Origin of the sequence: Methylophaga frappieri, from assembly GCF_000260965.1 — a bacterium.
Classification (GTDB): Bacteria; Pseudomonadota; Gammaproteobacteria; order Nitrosococcales; family Methylophagaceae; genus Methylophaga; species Methylophaga frappieri.
In genome coordinates this window covers 158174-185129 of sequence record NC_017856.1, presented here as the reverse complement: position 1 = coordinate 185129, position 26956 = coordinate 158174, and the positions used below count along the sequence as shown (strand labels likewise).

The following is a 26956-nucleotide window of genomic DNA, read 5'->3' as shown; positions in this document are numbered from 1 at the left end:
TTAACGGCTGCTTTTGTTCTTTTCCACTATCGGTTTCTTAGAGGAAAGTATAGGTTGCTGAAATACCAACATGACGCGGTTCTACGAAGTCAGCATAAGGTACTGGGGTACGCGGTGGATTTGCTGGTTCATAAAGTCGACGTGCACGTTTATCTGTAATGTTGTTGACAAAGGCAGATAATTCCAAATCACCAATACGATAATTAGCGCGTAAATTGATCAGAGAAAAGCCACTGATTTCACGTGCTTTGGTATTATCGACATCACCGTAGTAGCCGCCGGTATAGTGAATATTACCGCCAAAGTCGAAGTTTTCATTCACGTAGTATGTGGCAGCAAGGTTAGCCGTGCGACGTGGTGCATCATTCAACTCATTGCCATCAAGACCGGCGAATTCATCGCCACCTTTCTTGATTTCAGTGTGAAGCAGGCCAACACCCAAACGCATTTCCAAACTGTCTGTGACCCAAGCCGTGCCTTCGATTTCAGCGCCATAGGTTTCAACCTTGTCGACATTAACCACTCGACGTGCTGCATTTTGACCTTGATACCCATCAAAATCATTAAAGAACACGTTTGCACGCAAGGTATAACGATTTTGGTCGAAACTGGTCCGAGCAAAGACTTCGTAGGTATTGACCTCTTCTTCGTCAAAGTAGTAGTAGTCATCATTTGTGATAGAAAGGGCACCCCCGCCAGAGTTATAACCTTTCGTGGCACTGATACCAACGCGGGTTTCTTCCGTGAGATCATATTGCAATGCCGCTTTCGGAAGTAAAATACTGTCATCTTCTTTTAGGTTGTAAGGCGAACCGGCAAAGGTAAAGTCACGATCTTGCGATTCATCCTGATAACGCAACCCAGCTGTCAGGATTAAACGCTCGGTCAGCCCAAAATTGATCTCACCATAAACGGCTTTAGAGTCAGTCGTATCATCACCGCTATATACTGAGCCGCCAGTGCTATCAATATCTTGATCACGATCGTAATAAGCAAATCCCAGGAAACCATTTAAGCTCTGGTTGTTTTCGCCAAAATTAATACGCGCGTCAAAGGTTTTGCTCCGCTCATCGATATCCAAAATTTGCGTCGCAGCAGGGTTTGCCTGATAGGTTTCAAAAGCGAACTGGTAATCAACCATCGCGATCTGAAAATCAAATGAAGTCGCTTCATTCAGTCGATAGTGAACGTCTAAACTATTAGTGACGTTTTCTGTATCCATGTCACGGAAGAAGGTTTTGTAATAGCCCTCTGTCTGGGTGTCTTCAAAGTACCGACGACCCGCATCGCCTTCTTCATCATAGCGAGAATGGGTAAACATGAATTCCAGGTTATCTGTCGGCGTCCACAATAATTTGGCGCGACCTTGCATCGTATCCAGCTCATTTAAATCAATACTGGTAGGGTTCGAAGCCACAGGCTCATTACTGGTATCGGTTTGACCATCAATTAATTGCCCGGCAAAGCGAAATGCCAAGGTATCTTCAATGATAGGGCCATTCAACATGATCGCCTTATCAAAATAACGCTCATTATTTCGATAGCCTAAACGGACTTTGCCTTCCCAATCAAAAGTAGGGTCAGCCGTCTCAATATACATAGCGCCGGCAATACTGTTGCGACCGTTATTGGTCGATTGTGGTCCTCGGAAAACCTCAACTTGCTTAATATCCCAAAGGCCGGAATCACCCGTAAAGTCAGCAATAAAAGGTTGAACGACACCATCAACCAAGGTCGTAAATCGAGAGCTCGCACCACCACTCACAGCATTGAAACCACCTGCTGCACCGTTACCAGTGACACCACGCACATTTGGCACCACGCCGGTTGGAGCGAGTACGTTTGGTACAGCGGTGATGACATCTCGTAAAGTACGATATTGGGTGGTTTTTAAGACCTCTGCATCGATAACCGATACGGATGAAGTGGTTTCTTTTAAGGAACGGGTCTGCTTTTCACCCTGTACCGTGATATTGCTGAGCTGAACACGGTTATCATCAGAGGAAGAAGTTTGAGTTTCTGCGCCGGCTTGTGCACTGATGCAGGCACAAATAGCGACGGTCAGGAAGCGTTTTTTCATAGCATATCCTTCGGGGTTAGGTCTCAACGTGGCAGGTAACCGGTTGAGCGCTAGACAAATAAGTTTTGGGGGATTACATGTAAATGCAAATCATTATTATTATATAATATGTCTAAGTAAAAAGTTCCCGAATAAATTATGAAAAAACATCAGTTTGTTATTGAAAATGAGCAGTATGCGTGTGTGATTTCAAACATCACAACAGATAAGAATAATTTTTCGATACCGATTTTTTATGCCATCAACCGACTTAAGCAGGACAAGGGGGACGTGTGATCGAAAAAGACAATGCTATTCGCTATGCTGATCTGCAACAGATGAGCACCCACTTCAATGTGTTTTCGAAAGATTTAGATCACGATCAAATTGTGCTCAAAGGTCTGTTTCATCACCGGTTTACGCAAGCAGGCTTGTCTGTTCATGCGGGCAATATGGTGGAAATGTATGACCGTACCAGCTTTGTTGAATTACCACCGGCAATTAGTTTTACTATTTTACTGCAAGGTCAGGTGTCATTTTCTCTTGGAGAAAAACATTATCAGTTAGGCGCTTCTGGTAAGGATGGGGAGTGCTCCGCCTTTGTGTTAAACCAGCCAGAAATTTTGAGCCGGCATTTTAAAAAAGGCATGCAGGTGGCGAAATTAAATGTGTTTGTTGAACGTGACTGGCTGGAAAGGCAGGCTCAAACTGACGAGGATATAACACTACTTGAACGTTTATTCGCCCATCATGCTGTGTTTCATACCTGGCCAGTTTCGAGCCATATCCTTCAGTTAACCCATCAATTCTTTGCCCTGTGTGGTCAGAATGGTCTTTCATATGAGCTGCAAAGAGCTTCGCTAGCTTTCCAGATTGTCACTGAAAGTCTTGAACGGTTAGCGAAGATAATCATTCACAAACCACAAACTAACCCTCAACTTAAAGCCTATAAATCTGAATCAGATAAACAACTTAAGCAACGGATTGATGAATTACTCTTAACAATGGACTCGCTTTCAGAAATGGCTGTCAAACTTGGCCTGAGTGTCAGCACATTACAGCGAAGGTTCAAGGCGGCTTATGGGATGACAGTCAATCATTATTGTCGGCAGCGCCGATTGGAGATGGCAAAAAAGGCCCTGCTCATTGATAAAAAAACCATTGGCGAAGCTGCTTATATTGCCGGATATAATCACGCATCCAACTTCATTAATGCCTTTAAAAAACAGTTTCACATCACGCCTTCAGAACTCGTTAATAAAAATCGTCATTAATACGCCAGCAGGCCGAACTCATCCGCATCTGCCATGACAGTCACGGCGTTTAAATATAACTATTTACTTTAATAGTATGTAATAAAATTATGTTTAAAAAGTAAAAATAAGACTAGTTGGCGTCAGGTCCTGTCGTGCATCCTGTATCACAAAGATAAGTTTTTCATCGTCGGCGGCATCGGATGTAGTCATCCGGAAATGATGTAGTTCGCCGTTTGGTGCGTTGTGCAATTTTTCTGTGATGCGATTCGCAATGCTGGTTGCCAACCCAGAGTCCAACCGGTTCGGTCCGTTTACGATCGGTGATTTCGGCACTAATGCCAATAACTTTGACTGGCCGCCGATTTTCCTCTTAGGCCCTGCCACCTTTTGGTGGCTGGTTTTTTTGAGCAAGCTGTAATTTTGATCATGATGGTTTGTCTGTTAAAACTAAACCGATAAATAGCGTTAGCAAGGAGAACAATGATTATGCAAAAAACAGAGCGTGCCATATTGGCCGGTGGTTGCTTTTGGGGAATGCAAGACCTGATTCGAAAATTGCCCGGTGTGATTGACTCTCGAGTGGGTTACAGTGGTGGTGACGTTGCCAATGCGACCTACCGAAACCATGGTACCCACGCCGAGGCGATTGAAATTATCTTTGATCCCGACTTGCTTAGTTACCGGCAATTATTGGCCTTTTTTTTCCAAATTCATGACCCGACAACGTTAAATCAGCAGGGGAATGATAGGGGGCAGAGTTACCGTTCAGCGATTTTCTATTTGAATGCCGAGCAAGCGGCCGATGCCCAATATGTGATTGCCGCAGTGAATCAATCTGGATTATGGCCAGGCCCAGTGGTGACTGAACTATCACCCGCTGGCGATTTTTGGGAAGCGGAACCAGAGCACCAGGATTATCTTGTCCATTACCCGATGGGCTATACCTGCCACTATATTCGTCCTGACTGGCAATTATCGCAATCCATATTGTCAAATAAATCAGAAGGTTAAAGTGTTATCTTAATAAATAAACAGTAAGCCAAATACCTGCAATCAGCGCCAATAGCGTGATAGATGCTTTGAGTTTATTCCGCTCAAACAGGCGCTGGGCGCGATTGCCAAATAACCACACTAATAGGCCCAGGCCAAAATATCGAATACCACGCGCTAACAAAGTCGCCAGTAAATAGAGCGTGAAACTGAACCCGGTGACGCCAGCAGCGAGCATAGCAATTTGAAACGGAATAGGGGTCACACCAACGCTGAATACAAACCAGAAACCCTGATCGTGCATGGCGTTGCTAACGGTGAGAAATTGCGCTGGAGATGACAACAAGCCAATCACATAATCGCCGACCAGACCAAATAAATAATACCCGACAAGATAGCCCGTCATGGCACCCAGCAGGCAGCCAAACAAAGCCATTAAACTGATTAACCAGAGTCGGTCACGTCTCGCTTGCATTAATGGCAGTAGAATGGCTTCCAATGGAATCGGGACAATCAAAGACTCCAGAAAAGAAGCGAAAGCAACGCCCCAAAGCATATGCCTTGAATACATCAAGCATTTGATAAAGCGGCTGATTTTTTGCACGGATTTTCCTGTTATTTGGCCATGCCATCTTACCGTGTTAGCCATACTAATGGCGGTCCGTTTTTAACCAACGGGGTTGAAAATACCGCAGCGCCCCCAACTCTTTCTAGATGACAGCTGAGATATCACCTAAAGAATCCGTATCAACTGAGGGGGAAGCCACGTATGATTTCAACCGCATTGAAACAAGCCGATTCAATCGAACAAGTGGTGCAAATAATTGATAATGGCGGCACAGCGCAGCATGGGCCAGAGGAAATTGCCGGCCAATATGCGTACCTTGTCATGCTGCATCAAAAAACGGTAGATAAACAAGCCGTAAAAAAACCGCTAGATGACTTAATGAGTCAGGGCGCGATGTTTGATTATGATCTGGCCCTTCAACAAGCAGAAAACTTATTGCTGAATCTGGTTGAAACCTAAGCCATTCAGCTCAATGTGATTGTTTCAGACGGTCAAAGCAAAAGAGAATTTTATTTTCGAAAAATCGCTTTGCCGTTAGAATCTGAAGCCAGTGTCGCCAAATGGAGTTGATGACGTGGATTCAATTGCACTAATTTTCGCTGCTTTTTTAAATACGCTGACCCAGCCTGTGCAAGATCATCTGTTTGACTCACTGGGATTGATGGTCGAGGCCAAGGTGGTTGCGTATCAATCACAGCAAATCGATTACCAATATCAACGATGGCTTATCAACCACGATTCGGTTTGCCAGCAGAAAAAATCACAGCTCATTAACAGCTATTCTGACTGCACCATTGCAGCAAAACAATTCTTTCAGGCGACTTGTAATCACCTGCAACTACCAAATCGGCGGGATCGCTATTTTCTGTTACATAAAAATATGTATTGCCATGCGGCGGTTTCTTACACACCGGTTATCGCTTCCATAGACAGATTGAGTGAGACCGAGTCAGAAATACTGGAAGCAAAACAAGCATGCGCGATGTTGACACTGAAGGCTGGCCGAACAGCCAGCAATGCCGTCGAAAAAAGCAGAAAGGAAGCATGTGCTTACGCCCAGCAAATTCGTGACAAATATAACCAGCCTTAAGCTGATCTAGATATTTTCAGCTGACAACAGACAAGTGAATTATCCAAACGTGATGACTATCAATTTGAAATAAAAAAGCCACCCGACGGGGTGGCTAATTCGATTGGTGGAGGCGGCGGGAATCGAACCCGCGTCCGCGAACTCTCGTCCATTGGATCTACATGCTTATTTTGTCTATTAATTTAACCGGTTGCTACCCGACAAACAGGGAAGACAAACGGCGATCTTGTAAGGTTTTAGTCTCTTCGCACCAAGCATACGTCAAGACGATCTCATGTGAGTCGACCCCTGAAACCTGAGCGCATGAGCACGGTATCAGTCAGGGGCTAGCGGGGATTAAGCCGCTAGAGCGTAGTTGTTATCGTTTGCAACTAGTTTAGTTGTAGTCTGTTTTACGAGAAGAACCACATACTCGGCATGCACCTCAGGATTTGTAACCCACGTCGAAGCCAGGTCGCCCCCGAAGTAACAGGTAATATGGTAACGCGTTCGTGATTTTTCAACCAGTATTTAGTTGAGTTGTTTAAATAATCGGGCTTTATCTCGCTGCCAATCGCGTTCTTTTATGGTTGCCCGTTTATCATGACTTTGTTTGCCTTTGGCGAGAGCGACTTGCAGTTTGGCATTACCGCGTTTCCAGTACATGCTGAGGGGAATGAGGGTATAGCCTTTTCGCTCCACAGCGCCGATGAGTTTATTGAGCTCGGGCTTTTTCAAAAGGAGCTTTCGGTCTCGCTGCGGGCGGGGCACAATGTGTGTTGAAGCCGTTTTAAGCGCGGTAACCAGCGCATTGGATAGCCAGGCTTCGCCATCGCGTAACAAAACATAACTGTCACTGAGCTGACATTTTCCTTCACGCAGGCTTTTTACTTCCCAGCCTTCTAAAACCAGCCCGGCCTCGAATTTCTCTTCAATAAAAAATTCGTGCCTCGCCTTGCGGTTTTGGGCGATGGTATTGTCGTCGTGTTGTGGTTTTTTTTTCGCTGCCATAGTCAGATTATAACGCAGCCTTGACCAGCTTGGCTTGAGGATTTAGTGAAATTCGCCCAAAATCGGGTAAATTTTGATATTCAGGATGTGCAATGAACAGACCTGTTCGATCCATGCATGGAGAGTGGACTTCTCGCTGGGCCTTTATACTTGCCGCGACGGGTGCGGCGGTTGGTCTGGGAAATATCTGGAAATTTCCATACATCACCGGTGAGTATGGCGGTGGTGCCTTTGTATTGGTTTATCTTGGCTGCATTTTGCTGATTGGGGTACCGGTGATGATGGCTGAGATCCTGATAGGGCGTCGTGGTCGGCAAAATCCGTTTAACAGTATAGAAAGCCTCGCTGAAGAAGACGAGCGTAGCCCATTGTGGAAGTATCTGGGGGCAATGGGTGTGCTGACCGGATTTATCATTCTGTCTTATTACAGCGTGATTGCCGGGCAGGCATTGGCTTATGTGTTTCGGGTATTGGGCAATATGTTTGAAGGCGTCACTGCAGATGGTGCACGAAGTATTTACGTCGATCTGATTAATCAACCCGAAAAATTATTAGCGTGGCATACCATTTTCATGGTCCTGACCATGATTATTGTCAGTCGAGGGGTGCAGCGCGGACTGGAAAAATCAGTACGATTCATGATGCCAGCCTTATTTTTAATTTTGCTGATATTGGTCTGGTATGCCTATCAGCAGGGCAATGCGTTTCAGGATGCGGTTAATTTTTTATTTACGGCAGATTTTTCAAAGCTAACGCCTGCCGGTGTTCTGACAGCAATGGGGCATGCCTTTTTTACGCTTAGCCTCGGTATGGGCGCGATTATGGTTTATGGCTCTTATCTGCCGCAAAAAACCTCTATTTTTCGCATGACATTAGCCATATCGGCCATGGATACTATTGTCGCCATCGTTGCCGGTTTGGCGATTTTTCCGCTGGTTTTTGCTAATGGCTTGTCACCTGGTGCTGGACCCAGCCTGATTTTCGAGACCTTACCCATTGCATTTGGTCATATGGATCATGGCGTGTTGTTTGGCGGCTTGTTCTTTATATTGCTGGTCTTTGCTGCCTTGAGCAGCGCGATTGCACTGGTGGAACCGGTCGTTACTTGGTTAGTTGAAAATTTTGACATCAAGCGACTCAATGCCTGCATTTGGGTGGGCGTATTGGTTTGGATGCTGGGGGTGTTAACCGTCTTCTCATTTAATATTGGCAGCGAGTGGACGATTGCTGGGCGAACTGCATTCGAGTTGCTGGATTACCTGACAGCCAATATCATGTTGCCTTTAGGAGGCTTGTTAATTGCTGTGTTTGCTGGTTGGGTGATGCGGCGGTCAAGTTCAGAAGCGGAGCTGGCACTCTGGCCAGCATTTATCTACCACGGATGGCGGTTTCTGGTTCGGTATATTGCCCCGGCAGCGATTTTGCTCGTTTTCGCCAATCTTACCGGTTTATTGTTTTAAAAATAGAAAAGCTGACAGCAGAATCAATGACTACCATTACCCGCAGTGCTTTGGTGAAATTCACGCCGCAACAGATGTTTGATTTGGTAAATGATGTTGAAGCTTATCCGGCCTTTTTACCTTGGTGTCGTGACAGCCGCATTATCAGTCAAAACGACCAGATTATTTGCGCTGCGTTAGACATTGCAAAAGGCGGGATTCACCATGAATTTTCTACGCGCAATGTGTTGACCGCCGGCGAGGCTATCCGAATTGAATTGATTGATGGTCCATTTCGACACCTTGAAGGGTTTTGGCAGTTTTCACCGATTGGCGCAGATAGTGGTTGCCGCGTTCAGTTGGATATGGATTTTGAGTTTTCTACGCGATTACTTGATTTAGCACTTGGGCCGGTATTTACGCAAATATCAGGTTCACTGGTCGAGGCATTTTGCAAACGGGCACGAGAGATTTATGGCTGAATCTGAGCCACAATTAATGACTGTCGAAGTGGCCTATGCATTACCCAACGAGCAGATTATTTTGCCGATTGAAGTGTTGCCAGAAACCACTGTGGAAGAAGCAATTAACCGTTCCGGCATCTTAGCGCGCTACAGCCAGATTGATTTAAGCAAAGATAAAGTGGGCATTTTCGGTAAGATTTGCAAACTTAACGCGACCTTGCAGCATAAGGATCGCATCGAAATATACCGCGGGCTTATCGCTGACCCTAAAGAATCCAGACGTCAGAAAGCGGAAATGGAAAAAAAGAAAAAGCTGGCGCAGTCAGAAGACAATTAACGGTTGGTCAGCCACGTCAGTTCTGCTTCAGTAAAGCCTGCCTGTTCCCGGGCTTCAAGATGAAACGGACCGCGAATTGCGCCGTGAAAATGGGTTTCCAGCAAGGCGGTGAATGTGTTTAACGGATCCAGTTGTCTTTGATCGCAGAGATAATTAAACCAGCGTGTGCCAATGGCAACATGACCAATTTCTTCCTGCAAAATGATTTCCAGAATGTCGACCGCACCCAGATCGCCACTTTGACGTAATTTTTCCATCATCTTTGGCGTGACATCGAGGCCTCGTGCTTCCAGAACTCGTGGTACCAGCGCCATTCTGAGTAACGGATCATGGTGGGTTTTTAGCGCCATTTCCCATAGTCCGTTGTGTGCTGGAAAGTCGCCATAGGCAAAGCCACTGCTGTGCAGGTGCGCACTCAACGTTTGAAAATGACGGGCTTCTTCATCCGCCACTTGTAACCAGTCGGCGTAATACTGATCCGGCATATTGGTAAAGCGTGCAATGGCATCCAGCGCCAGATTGATAGCATTAAATTCAATATGACAAATCGCGTGAATCAGACTGGCGTGACCGGTGTCTCGATTGTTACGTCGTCTGGGGAGCTCTTTAGGGGCAACCAGTTCGGGTTTGTCGGGGCGGCCGGGGTGATCGGCGACGGCCAGGGGCTGATGCGAGAGGTGATAACCCTGTTCTCTGCAGCGTGCTGCTAAATCCCGGGTCTGCAGGGCTTTTTGTTCGGCGTTAGAGACTGCCAGCACAGCTTGTGCCTCAAGTCGCAACGCAATGGTTTCACTCGGCTTAGTCATTCAGGCGTACACGTGGGTCAACTAACGTATAAGAAATATCGGTCATTATCAGACCGGCGATATACAGCACCGAGCCCAGAAAAACCATGGCCCGAACGATGGCAAAATCCTGCGCATTAATGGCATCAATGGTATAGCTGCCCAGTCCTGGAATGCCAAAAAACGATTCCAGAATCAAACTCCCCATAAACAAGGTCGGCAGCAGCACTACCGCGCCAGTCAAAATCGGCAACATGGCGTTTTTGAGAACATGGCCAAACAAAACACGTAATTCGGATAACCCCTTGGCCCGTGCCGTTCGGACATAGTCTTTAGTGACTTCTTCTAAAAACAGGGTGCGATACCAACGTGCGCCGGCACCAATGCCTGAGACAATGCCGACTACGATTGGCAAAATCATGAATTTTAATGCCATCCAGCCATCACTGAATCCGGAAATCGGCACCAGTTGCAATAGTTTTCCGACAACAAACTGACCGGCGATGATGTAAAACAGACTGGAAATCGACATCAGCATCACACATAAGACCACGCCGCCCGTATCCAGATAACTGGCACGAAAAAACACCATCAACATGGCAAAAGTGATATTGACCATAATGCCAATAATAAATACGGGTAAAGCGATGGCCAGACTGGGCCACATTCTGTCCTGAATATCCTGCGCAATATCACGACCATCATCTGCCCGGCCAAAATCAAAAACGAACAAACGCACCGATTTTTCAAAAAAGATGGTGTCCGTGAGTTTTTCCTGACCGGTTGCCTGCGGATTAAACAGTAATGGTTTGTCGTAGCCGCGCTGCGCTTTCCAGTTATCGATGGCCTGATCACTGATGTAGCGATCACCAAGCTGCATGCGTGCCATATCGTCCGGTGTATTGACCAGAAAAAACAACGAAAAAGTCAGCAGATTGACGCCAATCAAAATGGGTACAGCGTAGAGTAAACGTCGAATAATATAGGCCAGCATCAGGTATTTCCGGCTGATAAATCAGTGCCAAACGGGGTTGGCTTTGCGATAGGATAGAGGCATTGTAACAGGCGACGTGTTGGACAAAACCAATCGCGTTGCAATGTGTCTTAATTATTATATCTGTCAAGGAGGTAAATCATGGCCAAAACCGCAATGGATTTAGTTCAAGCTGCCAAAGCGGCGATTCAGGAAGTGAGTGTATCGCAAGCACAACAAATGTTACGGGAAGATAGTATTGCGCTGGATGTCCGTGAGCCAGTGGAATTTGAGGCCGGTCATATTGCCGATGCCCGTCATATTCCTCGCGGCCTGCTGGAATTCATGGTGGGCAATCATCCCGACTTTCAGGATAAAACCCGCTCGATTGTTGTTTATTGCAAATCAGGTGGTCGCGCTGCACTCGCCACCGCAACCTTACAACAACTTGGCTATAGCAATGTCGTCAATGTGATTGGTGGCTATGATGCCTGGCAAGCAGGAAGTTAAGATGAATGCGATACGACTTTTATTGACCACTTTATGTCTGTCTTGGGCATTTTCGGCAGCGGCAGAACCAACACAGATCATGGTGCGGGCCAAAGCCGTTGATGCGAAATTTATCGGTACCAGTGTCGGCGGCGTTAAAGCCGTTATTGAAGATGCGGAAACGGGCGAAATTCTGGATACCGGCTGGATTAGCGGCGATACCGGTGATACGGCTGTTTTGATAAAAAATCCGCTCGAACGCGGCCAGCGGCAAACAACCGATACTACAGCCGGTTATCTGGCAACCCTTGATATCGAGACGCCACGACTGGTTCGAATTAGCTTGTTTGCACCCTACGGTTATCGTCAATCGTTACAAGCGGCTTCGGTGACAACCTGGGTGATTCCCGGCAAACCTATCTTAGGCGACGGCATTATTCTGAATATGACCGGATTCATTGTCGATGCCTGGACGCAGGTGTTGGAAAGCGGCGAGGTCAATATTATGACCAAGGCGGCGCTGCTTTGTGGCTGCCCGATTACCCATGATGGTCACTGGCAGGCGGATAATTATCAGGCCACTGCGATTATCATGAAGGAAGACAAAACTATTACCGAGGTGCCAATGAAATTTGTGGGCCCGGTGGGCATGTTTCGTGGCAAAACAACATTAACCGACCCCGGCCACTACAAAGCCATTGTCACCCTGTATGACAAGCAACACGGCAATGTTGGCGTCGATAGAAGCATGTTTGAAGTACCGGCCAAAAAATAATCTGTAACAAATTGCCCGCAGACACGTCAGATTAATCATGGCACAGCAAAATACGTACAAAACAGATAACTCGGTCGTTGGCGCCGGCCTCGGCTTGCGGCGCAGTTTCATGGATGCGTTGTTGGAAGAGGCTCATGCGCCGGTGGATTTTTTGGAAATTGCGCCGGAAAACTGGCTGGAAATGGGCGGCCGATATGCCAAAGCCTTGCGCCGTTTGACGGAGCGCTATCCCATGCTCTGTCACGGTTTATCGTTGTCGGTTGGTGGCCCTGCGCCGCTCGATGAGACTTTTGTGCGCCGGTTGCGGACTTTTTTAGATACCCATCAGATTCGGCTTTATAGTGAACATCTTAGTTATTGCGGCGACGATGGTCATCTCTATGATTTGATGCCGATTCCCTTTACGGAAGCAGCGGTGCGCCACGTCGCAGATCGTATTTCCCGGGTTCAGGATATTTTGCAACGGCGGCTGATTATCGAAAATGTGTCTTATTATGCTGCGCCGGGGCAGGAAATGGATGAAATCAGCTTCGTCAACGCGGTGGTTGAACAGGCAGATTGTGATCTGCTTCTTGATGTTAATAACGTTTATGTGAATAGCGTGAATCATCGTTATGATGCCAAATCCTATATTGATGCGATTCATCCCGACCGGGTGGCTTATCTGCATGTGGCAGGGCATCACCATGAAGCCGAGGATTTGATTGTCGATACCCATGGCGCCGATGTCGAAGATCCGGTCTGGGAGTTGCTGGCCTACACCTATCAACGAATTGGCATGCGCCCGACCTTGCTGGAGCGTGATTTTGATATTCCGTCATTGCAAAGTCTATTTGATGAAGTGGCGGTTATCCGTCATTACCAGTCACAGGCAACGCAACAAGTCAGCGATGTGTTAAAACATGGATAAAACCCTGCGTGAAACGCAAATGGCGTTTGCAGGTCATTTGCGGAACCCTGATGTGCCCGCGCCCGCCGGTATCGAAGATCGACGCTTGGCAATTTATCGGCGTCTGATTTACAACAATATCGAAAGTTTTTGCAGCAAGGCGTTTCCGGTTATCAAGCAAATCCTGTCCGATTCAGACTGGCATGCCATGATTCGTGACTTCATTGTCAAACACCGCTGCCAGGCGCCGCTGTTTAATGAAATCGCGCGTGAGTTTCTCGCCTATCTGGATAATGAGCGAGATGGTGCTCAGGATCCGCCATTTTTGAGAGAATTAGCGCACTACGAGTGGGTAGAGTTGGCACTTAACCTGTCTGCCGAGCCGTATCAAGCTCGGGAAATTGCCGACGATGCCATGATGGCAACGGTTTTTCATCTGTCACCCTTGGCCTGGACACTGCGTTACCAGTTCCCGGTGCATCAAATTGGGCCGGACAATCAGCCGACCACGCCTTTAGCTCAGCCAGTATTTATGCTGGTGTATCGCAATGCCAACGATGCCGTAAAATTTATCGAGCTTAACCCGGTTAGTGCTCGACTGATTGAGTTGCTGGGCGAGGGCATGACGGGTAACGCGGCGGCGAATCAAATTGCCGAGACATTGCAGCACCCGAATCCCGCCGTCGTCCGCGAGGGTGCCCGGCAAATCATTGCCGACTGGTTACCGCGCGGTATTCTCATCTGATAGCAAAGCAGGGCGGTTGACTTGTGGAGCCCAGATACGCTGCCAGACCCATTTTAGACCAGATTCGGCATTTCTGGCTGTCGGTAACTGCGCTGGCTTAACCGGCAGCCATTTACCTGATTTTCGTTTCGCCAATGCAAATCGAAAAAAGTAATCCGGTTCCATGCCCATACGCAAATCACTGGCAACCAGTACATCGCCTAGTTGCTCGGTTTTGAACAAGCCGCGGGTAAACCAGTTAAATCGCTGCAAGTCGGGGGAGTCAGCCAAGGCGTTTATCAACGGCAGCCCACGATCAAATCGTTGCAAAGTCAACGCGGCATCACCATCAAAAACCGAACGAAACCCTTGATAATAATGCGTATCCGAAACAATAACGATGCGCCATAGCAACGTGTTTAAAGGCGCAGCACTGACCTGAAAATGCTGTGCATCCAGCTGCGTTTGTTGAATATAGTCTCGCGTCTGCTGGGCAATCCAGAATTGGGCAATCAGCCCCCAAAGCAGATACAACGTACTCAATACGGTCACACTGAGCATGATGCGTCGCGCCAGACGAGATAGCGGAAAAAATAAAATACTGAGAAAACCACCGAGCAGCAGCAAACTATATATCGGATCAATTATAAAAATACTGCCGCCGGAGGCAGGGTGGGGCATAAATGGCCAGAAAATCTGTGTGCCGTAGACGGTGAGCGCATCCAGCGCCGAGTGCGTTATCAAAGCAAGCCAGACGACAAGCCACCAGTCGATATATCTCAGCGATTGATCACGCCAATAAATCAACAAAGCAATCAATGGCGCGAGCAGACTTTGGACCAGCCAGGAATGACTCCAACTGCGGTGAAAGGTCATGCTGTCCAGATCATTCTCGTAAGGAATAAAAATATCCAAATCCGGCAACACTGCGATGGCAGCACCGACTAGCAAGGCTTTGCGAGAGGATTTGCGTCCGGCAACGGCATAACCCACTGCGCCGCCCAACAAAGCTTGTGTGAAAGTATCCAAATCTGTTTCCTCCTCCCCGAGACATTTAATTAGGGAATATTGCCCAAAAATTAACCCTGATATACAGTCTAGCGAACGGACATATTAATAGTTAGACGAGTACCGCATGAAAGCAACACATGGTCAACCGACCCAACAGGCAATCCAATCAGTGATTCAGGCCTTAAACATGGGCCAGTTTAAACACGCTGAAACAGAGGCGCGTCAACTGGTTAAAAAATATCCGAAAGCATTTGTTGGATATAACCTGTTAGGAAATGCTTTTGCGGCACAAAATCAGACCAAATTGGCGGTTAATGCCTTCCGTAAAGCCATTGAAATTGACAGTACGATCCCCGAAATGCACTTCAATATAGCCATTCTGTTAACGCAAATTGGACGGATTGATGAAGCGATTTCAGCTTATCGCAAAACGATTCGGCTGAATTCCCAGTTAACCGATGCGCATTATAATCTCGGCCATGCGCTACAATCGCAAGGACAGTATGCTGAGGCGGTCAAGGCGTATCAAGATGCCATTCGCCAACAACCCGGCTTTTTTGAGGCAATCACTAATCTTGGCGTCTGTCTCCAGACACTAGGCAAGTCCGAGGAGGCGGAATCAGCTTATCGACAAGCGTTGACGCTTAACCAAGATGCCAAAGTGTATTTCAACCTGGGTACGGTTTTAAAAAATCAGGGAAAACTCGCCGATGCGATAGCCGCTTATAATGCCGCGTTAAGACTCAATGCTGACTATGCAGAAGCCCATAGCAATATCGGTGAAGCGTTGCGTGACCAAGGGCGTTACGAAGCATCCGTCCAAGCATATAAAACGGCACTGAAAATTGACCCTGACTTACCGATCGCGAATTATAGTTTAGCCGTTTACTTATCCGACAGTGGCAATCTGAGCGAAGCGTTACACTATTTTCAACGCTCGAAATATGCAGACTGGCAGGAGCGCATGTTGTATTGCTTGTACAAAACTAGTCAATTTGACGATTTTAAATCGGGGCTGGATGCGTTAAAAAAAGCACGCCACAACTCGCCTTTTCTGGCAACACTAGCAGAACACTACGCAGAAAACTTTGGGGCTAAAAATGACTATCAGTTTTGCCCCAATCCGTTGGATTTTGTTTTTCACGGGTCGATTCCGGAGCTCAAAAACGACAGCCCCTTACTTCAGACCTTACTAGCTGATATTGAAAAAGCGGATATCGAGGAAAAACAGCAAGGCAGATTGCATGAAGGCGTTCAAAGTGCCGGTAATTTGTTTACAAGACCAGAGGCCTCTTTTCAACAAGTAGGAAAGTTAGTGGCGGCAGCGATTGATCGCTATCGGCAAACCTATCAGAGGGAACGTTGTGTGTTTGTTAAAAACTTTCCCAAAAAAACAGTCGTTGCCAGCTCGTGGTATGTCAAAATGCGACGTGGTGGGCATTTGACATCCCATATTCATGAAGAAGGCTGGCTCAGTGGTTCATTATATTTAGCGTTACCAAAACAAAAACAACAGGCGCAGGAGGGCAGTATTGAATTATCCACGCATGGTGATAATTACCCAAAACGCCATGATGATTTTCCGGTGAAAACGATTACGCCGGAAGTGGGTGATATCGTGATGTTTCCCTCTTCAGTTTTTCATCGTACGATTCCTTTCGAGTCGGATGAGTCACGAATATGTATCGCTTTTGATTTGAAACCAACCACTTAACTTGCTACAACTCAATTAAGCAGGCAGTCCGTCTGTAAACAAAGGAATCTGAACATGACGAACGCAGTGCCTGCCCGGTTAAACTGGCGTTTACCGGAAATTTTGCTGGCCATGCTGTTTGTATTGGCACCGCTGTATTACCATCCGAATCTCGGCGGCGAAGGTTTGCGCATCCCACACAATGCCATGATCTGGTTGGTCGCGCTGCTATTTGTCGGTGTTAGTTTGCGGCAGGTGATGCAACGTCAGCTTATCCGCCTGCCTAGCGGCTTTTGGTTATTTGCCGCGTTTCCATTGCTGGTGACTTTAAGTGGCTTTATCGCGGGCGTGGAACAACCGCTTAAATGGGCGTTCCGGATGCTAACTATCTGGATTGGTCTGCTGTTTTTTATCTCGGTTTTACAGCTGACGCTAACATCGCAAAGACAACGGCAATTATTAACGGTTATCGTCCTGGCCGGTTTGATTCATGTGCTGATTGGCATCCTGCAGTTACTTTTTCATGCTGACCTGCCATTTTTACGTTCGCCCACTGGCGCGCCAACCGGCCTGTTTCAGCAGATCAACAATCATTCAACCTATCTGGTCACGCTAATCGGTATTGCGCTTTACTTGCTCACGCCCAGCCAGTCTGACAAACCGTCGCCGCTGATTACCGTCTTATTCATTGTTTTTATGGCGGGTGCCGCATTCGTTATCGGTGCATCTGGCTCACGCATTGGCGCACTGACGTTATTAACCATGCTGGGATTGATCTTGGCGGCGCGATTTAACTTGCTGCGCTTGAATAAAGGCCCGGTATTGCTAGCGCTGGCCGTCATTATGATTGGCTTTGTTTCCGGGGTGATCAGTTCACAGTCGCGGGTTATCGACAAAGTGACCGCACTGGACTCGGGGTTTTCTGGCGAAGCCAGACTGTCTATTTATAAACTCTCCTCCGATTTACTGTTAGAAAAGCCGCTTACTGGACATGGCATCGGCAGCTTTCCGCATCAGTTTCAAAATGCCAAACCGGCGTTTTATCAACAAAATCCCGACGCCTACTTTGGTAAAAAACTGATTTCGCATCCGCATAACGAATTATTCTTCTGGGGCGTTGAAGGCGGTTTGCTGGCTCTGGTTGGCCTGTTATTGACTGCACTGGCAGTGGCGATGGTGTTGTGGCGATCAGGCTATCAACGCGGACTGACTGGATTGGCGCTGGTCGCGCCGATTGCTATGCACTTACTGGTCGAGTTGCCATTTTATATTTCAGCGTTGCACTGGTTTCTGTGGTTGTTTTTACTGGCGTGGGTATTTCGGCCTAACTTAAAAGACAAGCCATTTAATCTGTCAAAAGCGATGACCATCACGATACGATTTGGCGGGTTGACCGCGATGGTGATTGGCGTGCTGTTTTTATTACATACGTTTTACGCCAATTATCAGTTAGTCAATTATCAGGATATCAGTCGGCAGACTGACGAGATATATCTGCAACACGCAAAAATCAATCCATATCTCGGCCAAGTAGCCCAAGAAGTCGATATGAGCATCTTATTCCATTCAGCCCTTAATGCGAGAAATGCGCAATTTATGGAAATTTATATTCCGTGGGCAGAAAAACGCATTGCGGATGAACCAAAACCGTATTTAGTTACCAATCTGGCAACGGCCTATTCTGTTTTACAACAGGTGACAGAAGCCTGCCGGGTCAGGCAATATGGGCAATCGCTATACCCGGATGACGCGACGTTAGGCGAACTACCCGAATACTGTCATTAAGTGACAAAATTTGTCACATCATGATGGTTGACTTGGTAGAGTAGCGGCGAAAAGTAAATGAAATGAAAGGTTTACAGATTTGGCACAGTAATCGCATAATGCTTATCGATTTTTTAAATGCACTATCTCAGGAGTAAGGACATGAATCAAAAAGGTTTTACATTAATCGAATTAATGATCGTGGTTGCGATCATCGGTATTCTGGCAGCGATTGCTTTGCCGGCTTATCAGGACTACACCATCCGCGCTAAAGTGCAGGAAGGCGTCAGTATGTCAGCGCCATTCCGCACCGCGATTGGTATCGAATGTAGTGAAGGTACTGATCTTAGCCTCTTGCAACAAGCATCGTTGCCTGTTTCTGATGCAGCGAGTTATGGTGCGGCAAGTGACATAGTTAATACTATTACATTTACCGGTGCCGCTGAACCATATTATGAGATTGCTTATAAAGCGCCATCGCAAATCGCCGGTGATAATGTCCGTTACACAGCTACCTGCACTGATGTTGGTACGGAATGGACAGTTACTGGAACCATTGAGGACAAATACCTGCCATCTGAATAAGATAGTTTTTAATGATTAAAAGCCCCGCATTGCGGGGCTTTTTTTTTAGCTAAAATTTATTCAACACGATCACCATCCTTATTTTTCCATTGTTATCAATAAAAACCGCACTGCTGCATTGGCTGTTGTCATGACTTATTCGGTGCTTTAACTGGCATTCACCGCGCAGGTCGTTTATGTTTTTGGGTAACAGACTGATTTAAGCAGGTGCAGGACAATGCAGGATGAGCAGGGACATATTGTGGTGGGCTGGCGTGAGTGGCTGGCGTTACCGGATTTAGGTATTGATCGCATCAAAGCCAAGGTCGATACCGGCGCGCGCACGTCGGCGATTCATGCGTTTTCGGTCGATACTTTTTCCAGACAGGATGCACTGTGGGTGCGCTTTGGTGTGCATCCCAATCAGGATGATATTGATACCGAAATCTGGTGTGAGGCGCCGGTATGGGATCAGCGCGACGTCACTGACTCTGGCGGCCATACAGAAAGCCGCTATGTGATTCGCACGCCGCTGAAAATCGGCGATAATTGTTTTCCGATAGAAGTTACGCTGACCAACCGCGATACCATGCGCTTTCGTATGTTGCTCGGACGCACGGCAATGACCGCTGGTAATATAGTGGTCCAACCCGGCTTGTCGTATCTGGCAGGCCAACCCCTGAATACAACAATAACCGCATCCGCGATTGACGGATCGGATGGAGAGTCGCTATGAAAATTGGCATTTTGTCACGGAATTCGCAGTTATATTCCACCAGACGATTGGTGGAGGCGGCGGAGGCACGGGGCCATGAAGTGCATGTGCTGGATGTGTTGCGTTGCTATATGAACATCACCTCATTGAAACCGGAAGTCCATTACAAAGGGCAGGTGCTGACCAATTATGACGCGGTCATTCCGCGTATTGGTGCGTCGGTAACCTTTTACGGTACCGCGGTATTGCGCCAGTTTGAGATGATGGGCGTGTATCCGTTGAGTGAATCAGTTGCGATTAGTCGTTCCCGCGATAAATTGCGGGCGCTGCAACTTTTGTCGCGCAAAGGTATTGGTTTGCCGGTGACCGGGTTCGCGCATCGTCCCGATGATGTCAATGATTTGATCAAACTGGTGGGTGGCGCGCCACTGGTGATTAAGTTGCTTGAAGGCACGCAAGGTATCGGTGTGGTATTGGCGGAAACCGAAGGCGCAGCAGAGAGCGTTATTGAAGCGTTTATGGGCATGAAAGCCAACATTCTGGTACAGGAATTTATTAAAGAAGCCGGCGGGGCGGATATTCGCTGTTTTGTTATTGGCGATAAAGTGGTGGCGGCAATGAAACGGCAGGGCAAGGAAGGCGAGTTTCGCTCGAATCTGCATCGAGGGGGCAGTGCGCAATTGATCCGTATTACCCCGGCAGAACGGGCAACCGCAGTGCGTGCCGCCAAAACCATGGGCTTAAATGTCTGTGGTGTCGATTTGTTGCGCTCCAATCACGGGCCGGTGGTGATGGAAGTGAATTCCTCGCCGGGCCTGGAAGGCATCGAAATGGCAACCAACAAAGATATTGCCACGATGATTATTGAATTTATTGAGAAAAACGCCAAGCTCGGCCACACCAAAACGCGAGGACGCGGTTAATGCCAGCGGAATTGGTCATTGCGGGCCAGCCGATCAAACCGGGCGAAACCCGGGTGGTGGATGTGCCATTGCCGGATTTATATATGCACACGGCCTTGAGTATGCCGGTTGAAGTGATTCGCGGTCGGCGTGATGGGCCGGTGTTATTTGTCTCTGGCGCGGTGCATGGTGATGAAATTGTTGGCGTCGAAATTATCCGCCGACTGATTCGCAGCAAACGGCTTAGCGGCTTGCGTGGCACCTTGATTACCATCCCGGTGGTGAATGTTTACGGTTTTATTAATCAGACCCGCTATTTGCCGGATCGACGTGATTTAAATCGCTGTTTTCCCGGTTCCGAAGAAGGCTCATTAGCGGCGCGGCTGGCCAATTTGTTTATGACCGAAGTGGTCAGTCATTGTACGCACGGCATTGATCTGCATACAGCAGCCATCCACCGCGATAATCTGCCGCAGATTCGCGCTTCGCTGGAAACGCCGGGCGTTGAAGAAATGGCGCGTGCCTTTAACGCGCCAGTGATTGTTAATTCGGGCTTGATTGAAGGCTCGTTGCGTTATGCTTGTATGCAGGCTGAGGTGCCGGTCATTGTTTATGAAGCAGGCGAAGCCTTGCGGTTTAATGAGCTGGCGATTCGGGCCGGTGTCCGAGGTGTGTTGGCGGTGATGCGGCGTATTGGCATGCTCAGTGAAACCCGGCGAAGACAACTGAAACCCGTGGATCCCTTTGTGGCGGAATCCAGTACCTGGGTCCGGGCACCGCAAAGCGGTATTTTCCGGATGTTGGTAGCCATGGGGGCGCATGTCAAAAAAGGCGATTGTCTGGGCATGGTTGCGGCGCCATACGGTGGTGCCCAAACGGAAACCAGGGTGACGGCCAGTTGTAGTGGTGTCATTATTGGCCGCACCAATATTCCGCTGGTTAATGAGGGCGAGGCGCTGTTCCATATTGCGCGATTTAATCGACCTGATGAGGTGGCGGATTCGGTTGAGGCCTTTCATACCCGTCTGGATCCGGCAACGGATACCTCGACACCCGAAGATTTACCCATTATCTAGCCAGAAACTCACGCTGTATCTACTTTTCTTACCGTCATAATTGTTTTGCTTTTTTATTCTAAAATAGTGACAATTTCGCGATTTACCCGTTGCCAAAGGGGTGCTTACTGATGACCAAAGCCCATGCCAATCACACCACATTGCCGGAATCACCAGCCGAGTGGGATGCCCAGCAAAGTAGTCGCTTATATGGTGTGCGTGATTGGGGCGCAGAATATTTTGATATTACGGATGAGGGTAATGCCGTCGTCAGTCTGAAATTTGGTGATAAAACCATTCAGGTACCGCTGATTGATATTGTGCAGGGAATGAAAGACCGCGGTCTGGACATGCCTGCAGTACTGCGTATTGAAAACCTGCTGGATATTCGCATCACGCAGATTAATGAAGCCTTTCATCGCGCCATTGAACAGGCCGGTTATCAGAATCACTATCGCGGCGTGTTTCCCATCAAGGTCAATCAGCAGTGTCATGTTATTGAAGAGATTGCCGATTATGGCCGTCGCTATCATCATGGACTGGAAGCAGGCAGCAAGGCGGAGCTGATTATCGCGATTTCGCAGTTACGCGATCATGACAGTTTGATTATCTGCAATGGCTATAAAGACGAAGAATTTATAGAACTGGGTCTGTATGCCCGGCAGATGGGTATTAAATGCTTTTTCGTACTGGAAACCGCCACTGAGTTAAGCACGATTCTGGAACGCAGCAAGGCGCTCGGTATTGATCCTTTGATTGGCATGCGAATTCGACTGGCCTCAACGGTTGAAGGGCACTGGAATGGCGATAGTGGTGATCGGTCTATTTTTGGCCTGTCTACTCACGCATTGCTGGAAGTGGTTGAACAGTTAAAACAAGCAGATATGCTGCATTGTTTACAACTGCTGCATAGTCATCTTGGCTCACAGATCCCCAATATTCGTAATATTCGTAGTGGCGTCATGGAAGCCTGCCGGTTTTACAGTGGGCTGATTGAAGAGGGCGCGCCGATGGGCTACATCGATCTTGGTGGTGGCTTGGCGGTCGATTATGAAGGCACCCGTTCTAATAGTACGCATTCAATGAACTATGGACTGGATGAATACTGCTACAACATTGTCGAGACATTGCAGGAGTGTCTGGATCCGCTGGAAATCCCGCATCCGGTGATTGTTTCTGAGTCAGGACGCGCTTTGGTGGCGTATTCCTCGATGTTGCTGTTTAACGTGCTGGAAGTGCGGGATCACAAGCCGGGCCATATTCCGGCATCGGCGCCAGAAGACAGCCATGACATGATTATTAACCTGTATTCAGTGCGTGACCATATTACGGTCGATAATTTGCAGGAGTGCTATAACGACTCGCTGTATTACCGAGATGAAATTCGCGAATTGTTTCACCACGGGCAGGCAAGCTTGCGGGACAGGGCGCTGGCAGAAAATCTGGCTTTGGCTATTTGGGAGAAAATTTCCGAATTACTGCCGCAGGCACGCCGTATTTCGGCTGAATTAGAGAGTTTGCCAGAGCTATTGTCAGATATTTATTACGGTAATTTTAGTCTGTTTCAGTCGTTACCCGATATTTGGGCAATCGATCAGTTGTTTCCGATTATGCCAATACACCGGCTTGATGAGGCACCAACCCGGTCGGCGGTGTTGGCTGATATGACCTGCGACTGTGATGGCAAGATTGATGCCTTTTCGTACGATGACGGCTACCACAAAACGTTGCCTTTGCACCCGCTGAAATCGGGTGAGGAATATTATCTGAGCGTGTTTCTGGTCGGCGCTTATCAAGAAACGCTGGGCGATTTGCATAATCTGTTTGGTGATACCAATGTGGTCAGTGTGCATATTAACGAAGATGGCAGCTTTGACTTTATTCGTGAATTCCATGGCGACAGTATCGCTGATGTGTTGAGTTATGTGGAATATGACCCCAAAGTCATGCAGGAGCAGTTTCGGCGTCTGGCCGAGAGCGCGGTGCGTGAAGGGCGAATTTCCGTGCCGATGCGTCAGCAGATGCTGCGCGCTTTTAATGATAGCTTGAATGGCTACACATTTTTTGAGAGATGAACCACCATTTCTGGTGCTTTTAAATTCATAAGTTAATTTTAAATCAAAGGGTTAGATAATATGTCTAAAGTATTGATTATCGGTGCTGGCGGTGTCGGTGGTGTGGTTACCCATAAATGTGCGCAACTGCCCGAAGTCTTTTCCGAGATCGTTTTAGCCAGTCGTAATGAAGCGAAATGTAAAGCGATTGCAGCACAGTTATCACGCCCCATACGGACAGCTCAGGTTGATGCGGATGATGTGCCAGCATTAACAGCGTTGTTGAAGCAAGAACAGCCTGAGCTGGTAATTAATGTTGCTTTGCCCTATCAGGATTTAACGATTATGGATGCCTGCCTGGAAGCCGGTGTCGATTATCTGGATACGGCCAATTATGAGCCACTGGACACTGCCAAGTTTGAATACAAGTGGCAGTGGGCATACCGGGAAAAATTTGCGCAGGCTGGCCTGATGGCATTGCTTGGCAGTGGCTTTGATCCGGGCGCGACTAATGTGTTTACTGCGTACCTGGCAAAACACTATTTTGATGAAATTCACGAGTTGGACATTATTGATGTTAACGGTGGCGATCATGGCTATCCGTTTGCCACCAATTTTAATCCTGAAATCAATATTCGCGAAGTGACCGCAGAATGCCGCCACTGGGAAGGTGGCGAATTTGTGACCACGCCGGCGATGTCCAAAAAAGCGCAATTTACCTGTCCTGATAACGTTGGCACTTACAACATTTACCGGATGTATCACGAAGAATTGGAATCCTTGGTGGTCAACTTCCCAACGCTGAAACGGGCGCAATTCTGGATGAGTTTTGGTGACAGTTACCTGAAACATCTGGAAGTGCTCGGCAATGTCGGCATGACGGGCATTGAGCCGATAAATTTCAATGGTCAAGAAATTGTACCAATTCAATTTTTGAAAGCTTTGCTGCCTGACCCATCAACCCTGGGACCACGTACCAAGGGCAAAACCTGTATTGGTTGTGTTGTCACGGGCATTAAGGATGGTCAGCGCAAAACGGTTTACCTGTATCAAATTAAAGATCATCAGGATTGCTATAGTGAAGTGCAATCACAGGCCATTTCTTACACCACTGGCGTCCCGGCGATGATTGGCGCCAAGATGATGCTGGAAGGCAAATGGCAAAAATCGGGTGTCTGGAACATTGAGCAGTTTGACCCGGATCCCTTCATGGCGGATCTGAATGAATACGGTCTGCCGTGGCAGGTGGTGGAACTGGATTCGTTTGACCTGGATAGTTAAACATAACATTAACTTTTAAATAAAAGTAATTGAAATAAATGCAATTTACCGATTTTAAAAAGCTGGATTTACAGCGGTTGCCGTCGCCCTGCTTTGTCGTTGATGAAGTAGCGGTAGAACGCAATTTGCAGATTTTGCATGAGGTTCAATCACGCAGTGGTGCCAAGGTACTGGCGGCACTGAAGGCCTTTTCGATGTGGTCGCTGGCTCCATTGACTGCAAAATATCTGAGTGGCACTTGCGCCAGCGGCTTGCATGAAGCGCGGCTCGGCCAGGAAGCTTATGGCGGTGAAGTACATGTATTTGCGGCGGCATTCAGTCAAGCGGATATCGATGAATTGCTCGGTTTTGCCCACCACATTGTGTTTAATTCTTGCAGCCAGTGGCAGCGGTTTCGCGAACAATGCCTGGCCATGCAGCAGCAACGTCCGGAGTTAACCTTCGGTTTACGTATTAATCCAGAGCATTCTGAAGGTGCGGTACCGATTTATGATCCGTGTGCACCGGGTTCGCGACTGGGTATTCCCTTATTGCAACTTGATACATCACTGTTGGATGGTATCAGCGGGTTGCACTTCCATACGTTGTGCGAGCAGGGCTTTGCGCCCTTGCAACGAACCGTGGCCGCTGTTGAAGAAAAATTTGGCCATTTGCTGCCGCAGATGCAATGGATCAACTTTGGTGGCGGTCATCATATTACGGCACCGGGCTACGATATTGCGGGTCTCATCAGTCTCATTCAAAGTTTTAAAGCACGTTATCAGGTTGAGGTGTACCTCGAACCGGGCGAGGCGATTGCGATTGGCACTGGCATACTCAGTTGTGAGGTACTCGATTTGACCTGGAATCAGCTTGATCAGGCTATTTTGGATACTTCGGCGACGTGCCACATGCCGGATACGTTGGAAATGCCTTACCGGCCGGATATTACGGGTTCAGGTGAAGCCAATGAAAAGGCGCATACTTATCGGCTTGGCGGTTTGACTTGTCTGGCGGGGGATGTCATTGGTGATTATAGTTTTGATGTGCCACTGGCAATTGGCCAGCGACTCATATTTGAGGATATGAGTCACTATACGATGGTGAAAACAACCACCTTTAATGGCACGAAATTGCCTTCTTTGGCGATCTGGAACAGCGACACTGATGCGCTACGCGTCGTCAAAAAGTTTAGTTATCAGGATTTTAAAGAACGCTTGTCATGAATGCTGAGTTAGATGAACAATTTCCGATTTTTTTGGGCTCTGAAATCGATCAGGCTGCGCCAGACGCGGCGCTGTTTCATGTTTTGCCTGTCCCTTATGAAAAGACGGTATCTTATGGTGGTGGCACCAATTTGGGCCCGTCAGCGATTCTGCAGGCATCTTGGCAGTTAGAAAAATGGGATGGGCAATCCAGTCCGTGCGATTTGGGTATTCACACCTGTGCACCGGTGGATTGTAGTGTGGTGCCGGAAAAAGTGATGCAGAATATTGCTGATGCCACGGCAGCGATTGTCAAAAATGGCGGCATCCCAGTGGTATTAGGCGGTGAGCATTCCGTGACGTTTGGCGTGATTCAAGGCTTGAAAGCGGCAGGTATTGACGATTTTGGCATTGTGCAGATTGATGCCCATTGTGATCTGCGCCATGCCTACGAAGGCGATATTCTCAGCCACGCCTCGGTGATGAAACGGGCGGTGGATATGGGTATTCCGCTATATCAATTAGGTATCCGTGCTTATTGTGAAGAGGAAATGCAGGTGCGTCAGGCGTTTGGGGTTTACTATCAAGATGCCGACGAACTGGTGCCACAGAACATCAATGACATCACTTTGCCTGATGATTTTCCTGAAAACGTCTTTTTTACGCTGGATGTCGATGGCATGGATCCCAGTGTATTCCCGGCAACGGGAACGCCAGTCCCGGGTGGCCTGAGCTGGTATCAAACACTGAACTTGTTTGAATCAGTAGCAAAGCAACGCAAAATTATTGGTTTTGATGTGATGGAGTTTGCGCCAATTAATGGCTTTCATGCCTATGATTTTGCCGCGTCGATGTTGACTTACAAGCTGATGGGGATAACGGCACGCAATCAACGTGAATGATTT

At 47.7% G+C, this 26956-nt stretch carries 28 protein-coding genes and 1 other RNA gene; 21 read left to right on the top strand and 8 right to left on the bottom strand.

The annotated features are described in order from the left end of the window. Window positions 1-37: 37 nt before the first annotated feature. Window positions 38-2080 carry a TonB-dependent receptor gene (locus Q7C_RS00880; protein ID WP_014702815.1) on the bottom strand — a complete coding sequence of 681 codons (2043 nt, stop codon included), beginning with the start codon at window positions 2078-2080 and terminating at the stop codon, window positions 38-40. A gap of 272 nt (window positions 2081-2352) precedes the next feature. Here Q7C_RS00880 and Q7C_RS00875 point away from each other — a divergent pair, with 272 nt between their 5' ends. After that, on the top strand, window positions 2353-3333 hold the full coding sequence (locus tag Q7C_RS00875; RefSeq protein WP_014702813.1) for a helix-turn-helix transcriptional regulator: 981 nt from the start codon (window positions 2353-2355) through the stop codon (window positions 3331-3333). 93 nt (window positions 3334-3426) lie between these two features. On the opposite strand, the gene Q7C_RS13580 is transcribed toward Q7C_RS00875, so the two are convergent. Then, a complete protein-coding gene (locus Q7C_RS13580; protein WP_151194701.1) occupies window positions 3427-3726 on the bottom strand; it encodes a hypothetical protein in 300 nt (99 codons plus the stop codon). Between the two features lie 75 nt (window positions 3727-3801). Between Q7C_RS13580 and msrA the strand changes: the two genes are divergently transcribed. After that, complete coding sequence (gene msrA, locus Q7C_RS00870) at window positions 3802-4326, top strand: peptide-methionine (S)-S-oxide reductase MsrA (RefSeq protein ID WP_014702811.1); 525 nt, start codon at window positions 3802-3804, stop codon at window positions 4324-4326. 4 nt (window positions 4327-4330) lie between these two features. Here the strand turns inward: msrA and Q7C_RS00865 are convergent, their stop codons facing one another. Next, window positions 4331-4909, bottom strand: coding sequence for a YqaA family protein (locus tag Q7C_RS00865; RefSeq protein WP_014702810.1), 579 nt, complete (start codon window positions 4907-4909; stop codon window positions 4331-4333). Window positions 4910-5074: 165 nt separating this feature from the next. Here Q7C_RS00865 and Q7C_RS00860 point away from each other — a divergent pair, with 165 nt between their 5' ends. Next, window positions 5075-5332, top strand: coding sequence for a hypothetical protein (locus Q7C_RS00860; protein WP_014702809.1), 258 nt, complete (start codon window positions 5075-5077; stop codon window positions 5330-5332). 115 nt (window positions 5333-5447) lie between these two features. Then, window positions 5448-5963, top strand: coding sequence for a hypothetical protein (locus tag Q7C_RS00855; RefSeq protein WP_014702808.1), 516 nt, complete (start codon window positions 5448-5450; stop codon window positions 5961-5963). Between the two features lie 104 nt (window positions 5964-6067). Here the strand turns inward: Q7C_RS00855 and ssrA are convergent. Both ssrA and smpB read right to left on the bottom strand, forming a co-directional pair. After that, window positions 6068-6425, bottom strand: a transfer-messenger RNA (tmRNA) gene (gene ssrA / locus Q7C_RS13435). 48 nt (window positions 6426-6473) lie between these two features. Next, the gene (gene smpB / locus Q7C_RS00850) at window positions 6474-6953 is read right to left on the bottom strand and encodes an SsrA-binding protein SmpB (RefSeq protein ID WP_014702807.1); all 480 of its coding nucleotides are present in this window, start codon (window positions 6951-6953) and stop codon (window positions 6474-6476) included. Window positions 6954-7045: 92 nt separating this feature from the next. On the opposite strand from smpB, the gene Q7C_RS00845 reads away from it, so the two are divergent. The 3 genes from Q7C_RS00845 to Q7C_RS00835 are packed head-to-tail and all read left to right on the top strand — an operon-like array spanning window position 7046 to window position 9193. Then, the gene (locus Q7C_RS00845) at window positions 7046-8413 is read left to right on the top strand and encodes a sodium-dependent transporter (RefSeq protein ID WP_014702806.1); all 1368 of its coding nucleotides are present in this window, start codon (window positions 7046-7048) and stop codon (window positions 8411-8413) included. Window positions 8414-8439: 26 nt separating this feature from the next. After that, complete coding sequence (locus Q7C_RS00840; RefSeq protein WP_014702805.1) at window positions 8440-8874, top strand: type II toxin-antitoxin system RatA family toxin; 435 nt, start codon at window positions 8440-8442, stop codon at window positions 8872-8874. After that, the gene (locus Q7C_RS00835; protein WP_014702804.1) at window positions 8867-9193 is read left to right on the top strand and encodes an RnfH family protein; all 327 of its coding nucleotides are present in this window, start codon (window positions 8867-8869) and stop codon (window positions 9191-9193) included. The genes Q7C_RS00840 and Q7C_RS00835 overlap by 8 nt, the downstream gene beginning before the upstream one ends. Here the strand turns inward: Q7C_RS00835 and Q7C_RS00830 are convergent. Together Q7C_RS00830 and Q7C_RS00825 are read right to left on the bottom strand one after the other, a co-directional pair. Continuing rightward, on the bottom strand, window positions 9190-9999 hold the full coding sequence (locus Q7C_RS00830; RefSeq protein ID WP_014702803.1) for a ferritin-like domain-containing protein: 810 nt from the start codon (window positions 9997-9999) through the stop codon (window positions 9190-9192). The genes Q7C_RS00835 and Q7C_RS00830 overlap by 4 nt on opposite strands. After that, the gene (locus Q7C_RS00825) at window positions 9992-10972 is read right to left on the bottom strand and encodes an ABC transporter permease (protein ID WP_014702802.1); all 981 of its coding nucleotides are present in this window, start codon (window positions 10970-10972) and stop codon (window positions 9992-9994) included. Before Q7C_RS00825 ends, Q7C_RS00830 begins: the two co-directional genes overlap by 8 nt. A gap of 141 nt (window positions 10973-11113) precedes the next feature. On the opposite strand from Q7C_RS00825, the gene Q7C_RS00820 reads away from it, so the two are divergent. The 4 genes from Q7C_RS00820 to Q7C_RS00805 are packed head-to-tail and all read left to right on the top strand — an operon-like array spanning window position 11114 to window position 13849. Continuing rightward, entirely contained in the window at window positions 11114-11461 is a 348-nt protein-coding gene (locus Q7C_RS00820; RefSeq protein WP_014702801.1) for a rhodanese-like domain-containing protein, read from the top strand. Window position 11462: 1 nt separating this feature from the next. Beyond that, window positions 11463-12215 (top strand): hypothetical protein, encoded by a 753-nt coding sequence (locus tag Q7C_RS00815; RefSeq protein ID WP_014702800.1) that lies wholly within the window; start codon window positions 11463-11465, stop codon window positions 12213-12215. A 37-nt stretch (window positions 12216-12252) separates the two neighbouring features. Next, on the top strand, window positions 12253-13125 hold the full coding sequence (locus Q7C_RS00810; RefSeq protein ID WP_014702799.1) for an HvfB family MNIO-type RiPP peptide maturase: 873 nt from the start codon (window positions 12253-12255) through the stop codon (window positions 13123-13125). Next, window positions 13118-13849 (top strand): HvfC family RiPP maturation protein, encoded by a 732-nt coding sequence (locus Q7C_RS00805; protein ID WP_014702798.1) that lies wholly within the window; start codon window positions 13118-13120, stop codon window positions 13847-13849. Before Q7C_RS00810 ends, Q7C_RS00805 begins: the two co-directional genes overlap by 8 nt. Here the strand turns inward: Q7C_RS00805 and Q7C_RS00800 are convergent. Continuing rightward, window positions 13826-14857 (bottom strand): metal-dependent hydrolase, encoded by a 1032-nt coding sequence (locus Q7C_RS00800; RefSeq protein WP_014702797.1) that lies wholly within the window; start codon window positions 14855-14857, stop codon window positions 13826-13828. The two genes, Q7C_RS00805 and Q7C_RS00800, sit on opposite strands and share 24 nt — an antisense overlap. Before the next feature lie 106 nt (window positions 14858-14963). On the opposite strand from Q7C_RS00800, the gene Q7C_RS00795 reads away from it, so the two are divergent. The 10 genes from Q7C_RS00795 to speB all read left to right on the top strand — a co-directional run bounded on the left by Q7C_RS00795 (window position 14964) and on the right by speB (window position 26953). Then, on the top strand, window positions 14964-16553 hold the full coding sequence (locus Q7C_RS00795; protein ID WP_014702796.1) for a tetratricopeptide repeat protein: 1590 nt from the start codon (window positions 14964-14966) through the stop codon (window positions 16551-16553). A gap of 54 nt (window positions 16554-16607) precedes the next feature. Further along, window positions 16608-18317, top strand: coding sequence for a PglL family O-oligosaccharyltransferase (locus tag Q7C_RS00790; protein WP_014702795.1), 1710 nt, complete (start codon window positions 16608-16610; stop codon window positions 18315-18317). A gap of 141 nt (window positions 18318-18458) precedes the next feature. Continuing rightward, entirely contained in the window at window positions 18459-18881 is a 423-nt protein-coding gene (locus Q7C_RS13810; protein WP_014702794.1) for a pilin, read from the top strand. 217 nt (window positions 18882-19098) lie between these two features. Next, window positions 19099-19596, top strand: coding sequence for an ATP-dependent zinc protease family protein (locus Q7C_RS00780; protein ID WP_014702793.1), 498 nt, complete (start codon window positions 19099-19101; stop codon window positions 19594-19596). Next, a complete protein-coding gene (gene rimK / locus Q7C_RS00775) occupies window positions 19593-20498 on the top strand; it encodes a 30S ribosomal protein S6--L-glutamate ligase (RefSeq protein ID WP_014702792.1) in 906 nt (301 codons plus the stop codon). The genes Q7C_RS00780 and rimK overlap by 4 nt, the downstream gene beginning before the upstream one ends. After that, the gene (locus Q7C_RS00770; RefSeq protein WP_014702791.1) at window positions 20498-21553 is read left to right on the top strand and encodes a succinylglutamate desuccinylase/aspartoacylase family protein; all 1056 of its coding nucleotides are present in this window, start codon (window positions 20498-20500) and stop codon (window positions 21551-21553) included. The genes rimK and Q7C_RS00770 overlap by 1 nt, the downstream gene beginning before the upstream one ends. Window positions 21554-21663: 110 nt before the next feature. Then, entirely contained in the window at window positions 21664-23607 is a 1944-nt protein-coding gene (speA, locus tag Q7C_RS00765) for a biosynthetic arginine decarboxylase (RefSeq protein WP_014702790.1), read from the top strand. Window positions 23608-23667: 60 nt separating this feature from the next. Continuing rightward, a complete protein-coding gene (locus Q7C_RS00760; protein ID WP_014702789.1) occupies window positions 23668-24867 on the top strand; it encodes a saccharopine dehydrogenase family protein in 1200 nt (399 codons plus the stop codon). A 38-nt stretch (window positions 24868-24905) separates the two neighbouring features. Next, window positions 24906-26072 carry a carboxynorspermidine decarboxylase gene (gene nspC, locus Q7C_RS00755; RefSeq protein ID WP_014702788.1) on the top strand — a complete coding sequence of 389 codons (1167 nt, stop codon included), beginning with the start codon at window positions 24906-24908 and terminating at the stop codon, window positions 26070-26072. Then, the gene (gene speB / locus Q7C_RS00750) at window positions 26069-26953 is read left to right on the top strand and encodes an agmatinase (protein WP_014702787.1); all 885 of its coding nucleotides are present in this window, start codon (window positions 26069-26071) and stop codon (window positions 26951-26953) included. Before nspC ends, speB begins: the two co-directional genes overlap by 4 nt. Window positions 26954-26956 lie beyond the last annotated feature (3 nt).

Bases quoted from the DNA above. Each gene is read 5' to 3' on its own strand.
- Q7C_RS00880 (WP_014702815.1), bottom strand. From the start codon at position 2,080: ATGAAAAAACGCTTCCTGACCGTCGCTATTTGTGCCTGCATCAGTGCA.
- msrA (WP_014702811.1), top strand. From the start codon at position 3,802: ATGCAAAAAACAGAGCGTGCCATATTGGCCGGTGGTTGCTTTTGGGGA.
- Q7C_RS00860 (WP_014702809.1), top strand. From the start codon at position 5,075: ATGATTTCAACCGCATTGAAACAAGCCGATTCAATCGAACAAGTGGTG.
- smpB (WP_014702807.1), bottom strand. From the start codon at position 6,953: ATGGCAGCGAAAAAAAAACCACAACACGACGACAATACCATCGCCCAA.
- Q7C_RS00845 (WP_014702806.1), top strand. From the start codon at position 7,046: ATGAACAGACCTGTTCGATCCATGCATGGAGAGTGGACTTCTCGCTGG.
- Q7C_RS00840 (WP_014702805.1), top strand. From the start codon at position 8,440: ATGACTACCATTACCCGCAGTGCTTTGGTGAAATTCACGCCGCAACAG.
- Q7C_RS00835 (WP_014702804.1), top strand. From the start codon at position 8,867: ATGGCTGAATCTGAGCCACAATTAATGACTGTCGAAGTGGCCTATGCA.
- Q7C_RS00830 (WP_014702803.1), bottom strand. From the start codon at position 9,999: ATGACTAAGCCGAGTGAAACCATTGCGTTGCGACTTGAGGCACAAGCT.
- Q7C_RS00825 (WP_014702802.1), bottom strand. From the start codon at position 10,972: ATGCTGGCCTATATTATTCGACGTTTACTCTACGCTGTACCCATTTTG.
- Q7C_RS00820 (WP_014702801.1), top strand. From the start codon at position 11,114: ATGGCCAAAACCGCAATGGATTTAGTTCAAGCTGCCAAAGCGGCGATT.
- Q7C_RS00815 (WP_014702800.1), top strand. From the start codon at position 11,463: ATGAATGCGATACGACTTTTATTGACCACTTTATGTCTGTCTTGGGCA.
- Q7C_RS00810 (WP_014702799.1), top strand. From the start codon at position 12,253: ATGGCACAGCAAAATACGTACAAAACAGATAACTCGGTCGTTGGCGCC.
- Q7C_RS00805 (WP_014702798.1), top strand. From the start codon at position 13,118: ATGGATAAAACCCTGCGTGAAACGCAAATGGCGTTTGCAGGTCATTTG.
- Q7C_RS00795 (WP_014702796.1), top strand. From the start codon at position 14,964: ATGAAAGCAACACATGGTCAACCGACCCAACAGGCAATCCAATCAGTG.
- Q7C_RS00790 (WP_014702795.1), top strand. From the start codon at position 16,608: ATGACGAACGCAGTGCCTGCCCGGTTAAACTGGCGTTTACCGGAAATT.
- Q7C_RS13810 (WP_014702794.1), top strand. From the start codon at position 18,459: ATGAATCAAAAAGGTTTTACATTAATCGAATTAATGATCGTGGTTGCG.
- Q7C_RS00780 (WP_014702793.1), top strand. From the start codon at position 19,099: ATGCAGGATGAGCAGGGACATATTGTGGTGGGCTGGCGTGAGTGGCTG.
- rimK (WP_014702792.1), top strand. From the start codon at position 19,593: ATGAAAATTGGCATTTTGTCACGGAATTCGCAGTTATATTCCACCAGA.
- Q7C_RS00770 (WP_014702791.1), top strand. From the start codon at position 20,498: ATGCCAGCGGAATTGGTCATTGCGGGCCAGCCGATCAAACCGGGCGAA.
- speA (WP_014702790.1), top strand. From the start codon at position 21,664: ATGACCAAAGCCCATGCCAATCACACCACATTGCCGGAATCACCAGCC.
- Q7C_RS00760 (WP_014702789.1), top strand. From the start codon at position 23,668: ATGTCTAAAGTATTGATTATCGGTGCTGGCGGTGTCGGTGGTGTGGTT.
- nspC (WP_014702788.1), top strand. From the start codon at position 24,906: ATGCAATTTACCGATTTTAAAAAGCTGGATTTACAGCGGTTGCCGTCG.
- speB (WP_014702787.1), top strand. From the start codon at position 26,069: ATGAATGCTGAGTTAGATGAACAATTTCCGATTTTTTTGGGCTCTGAA.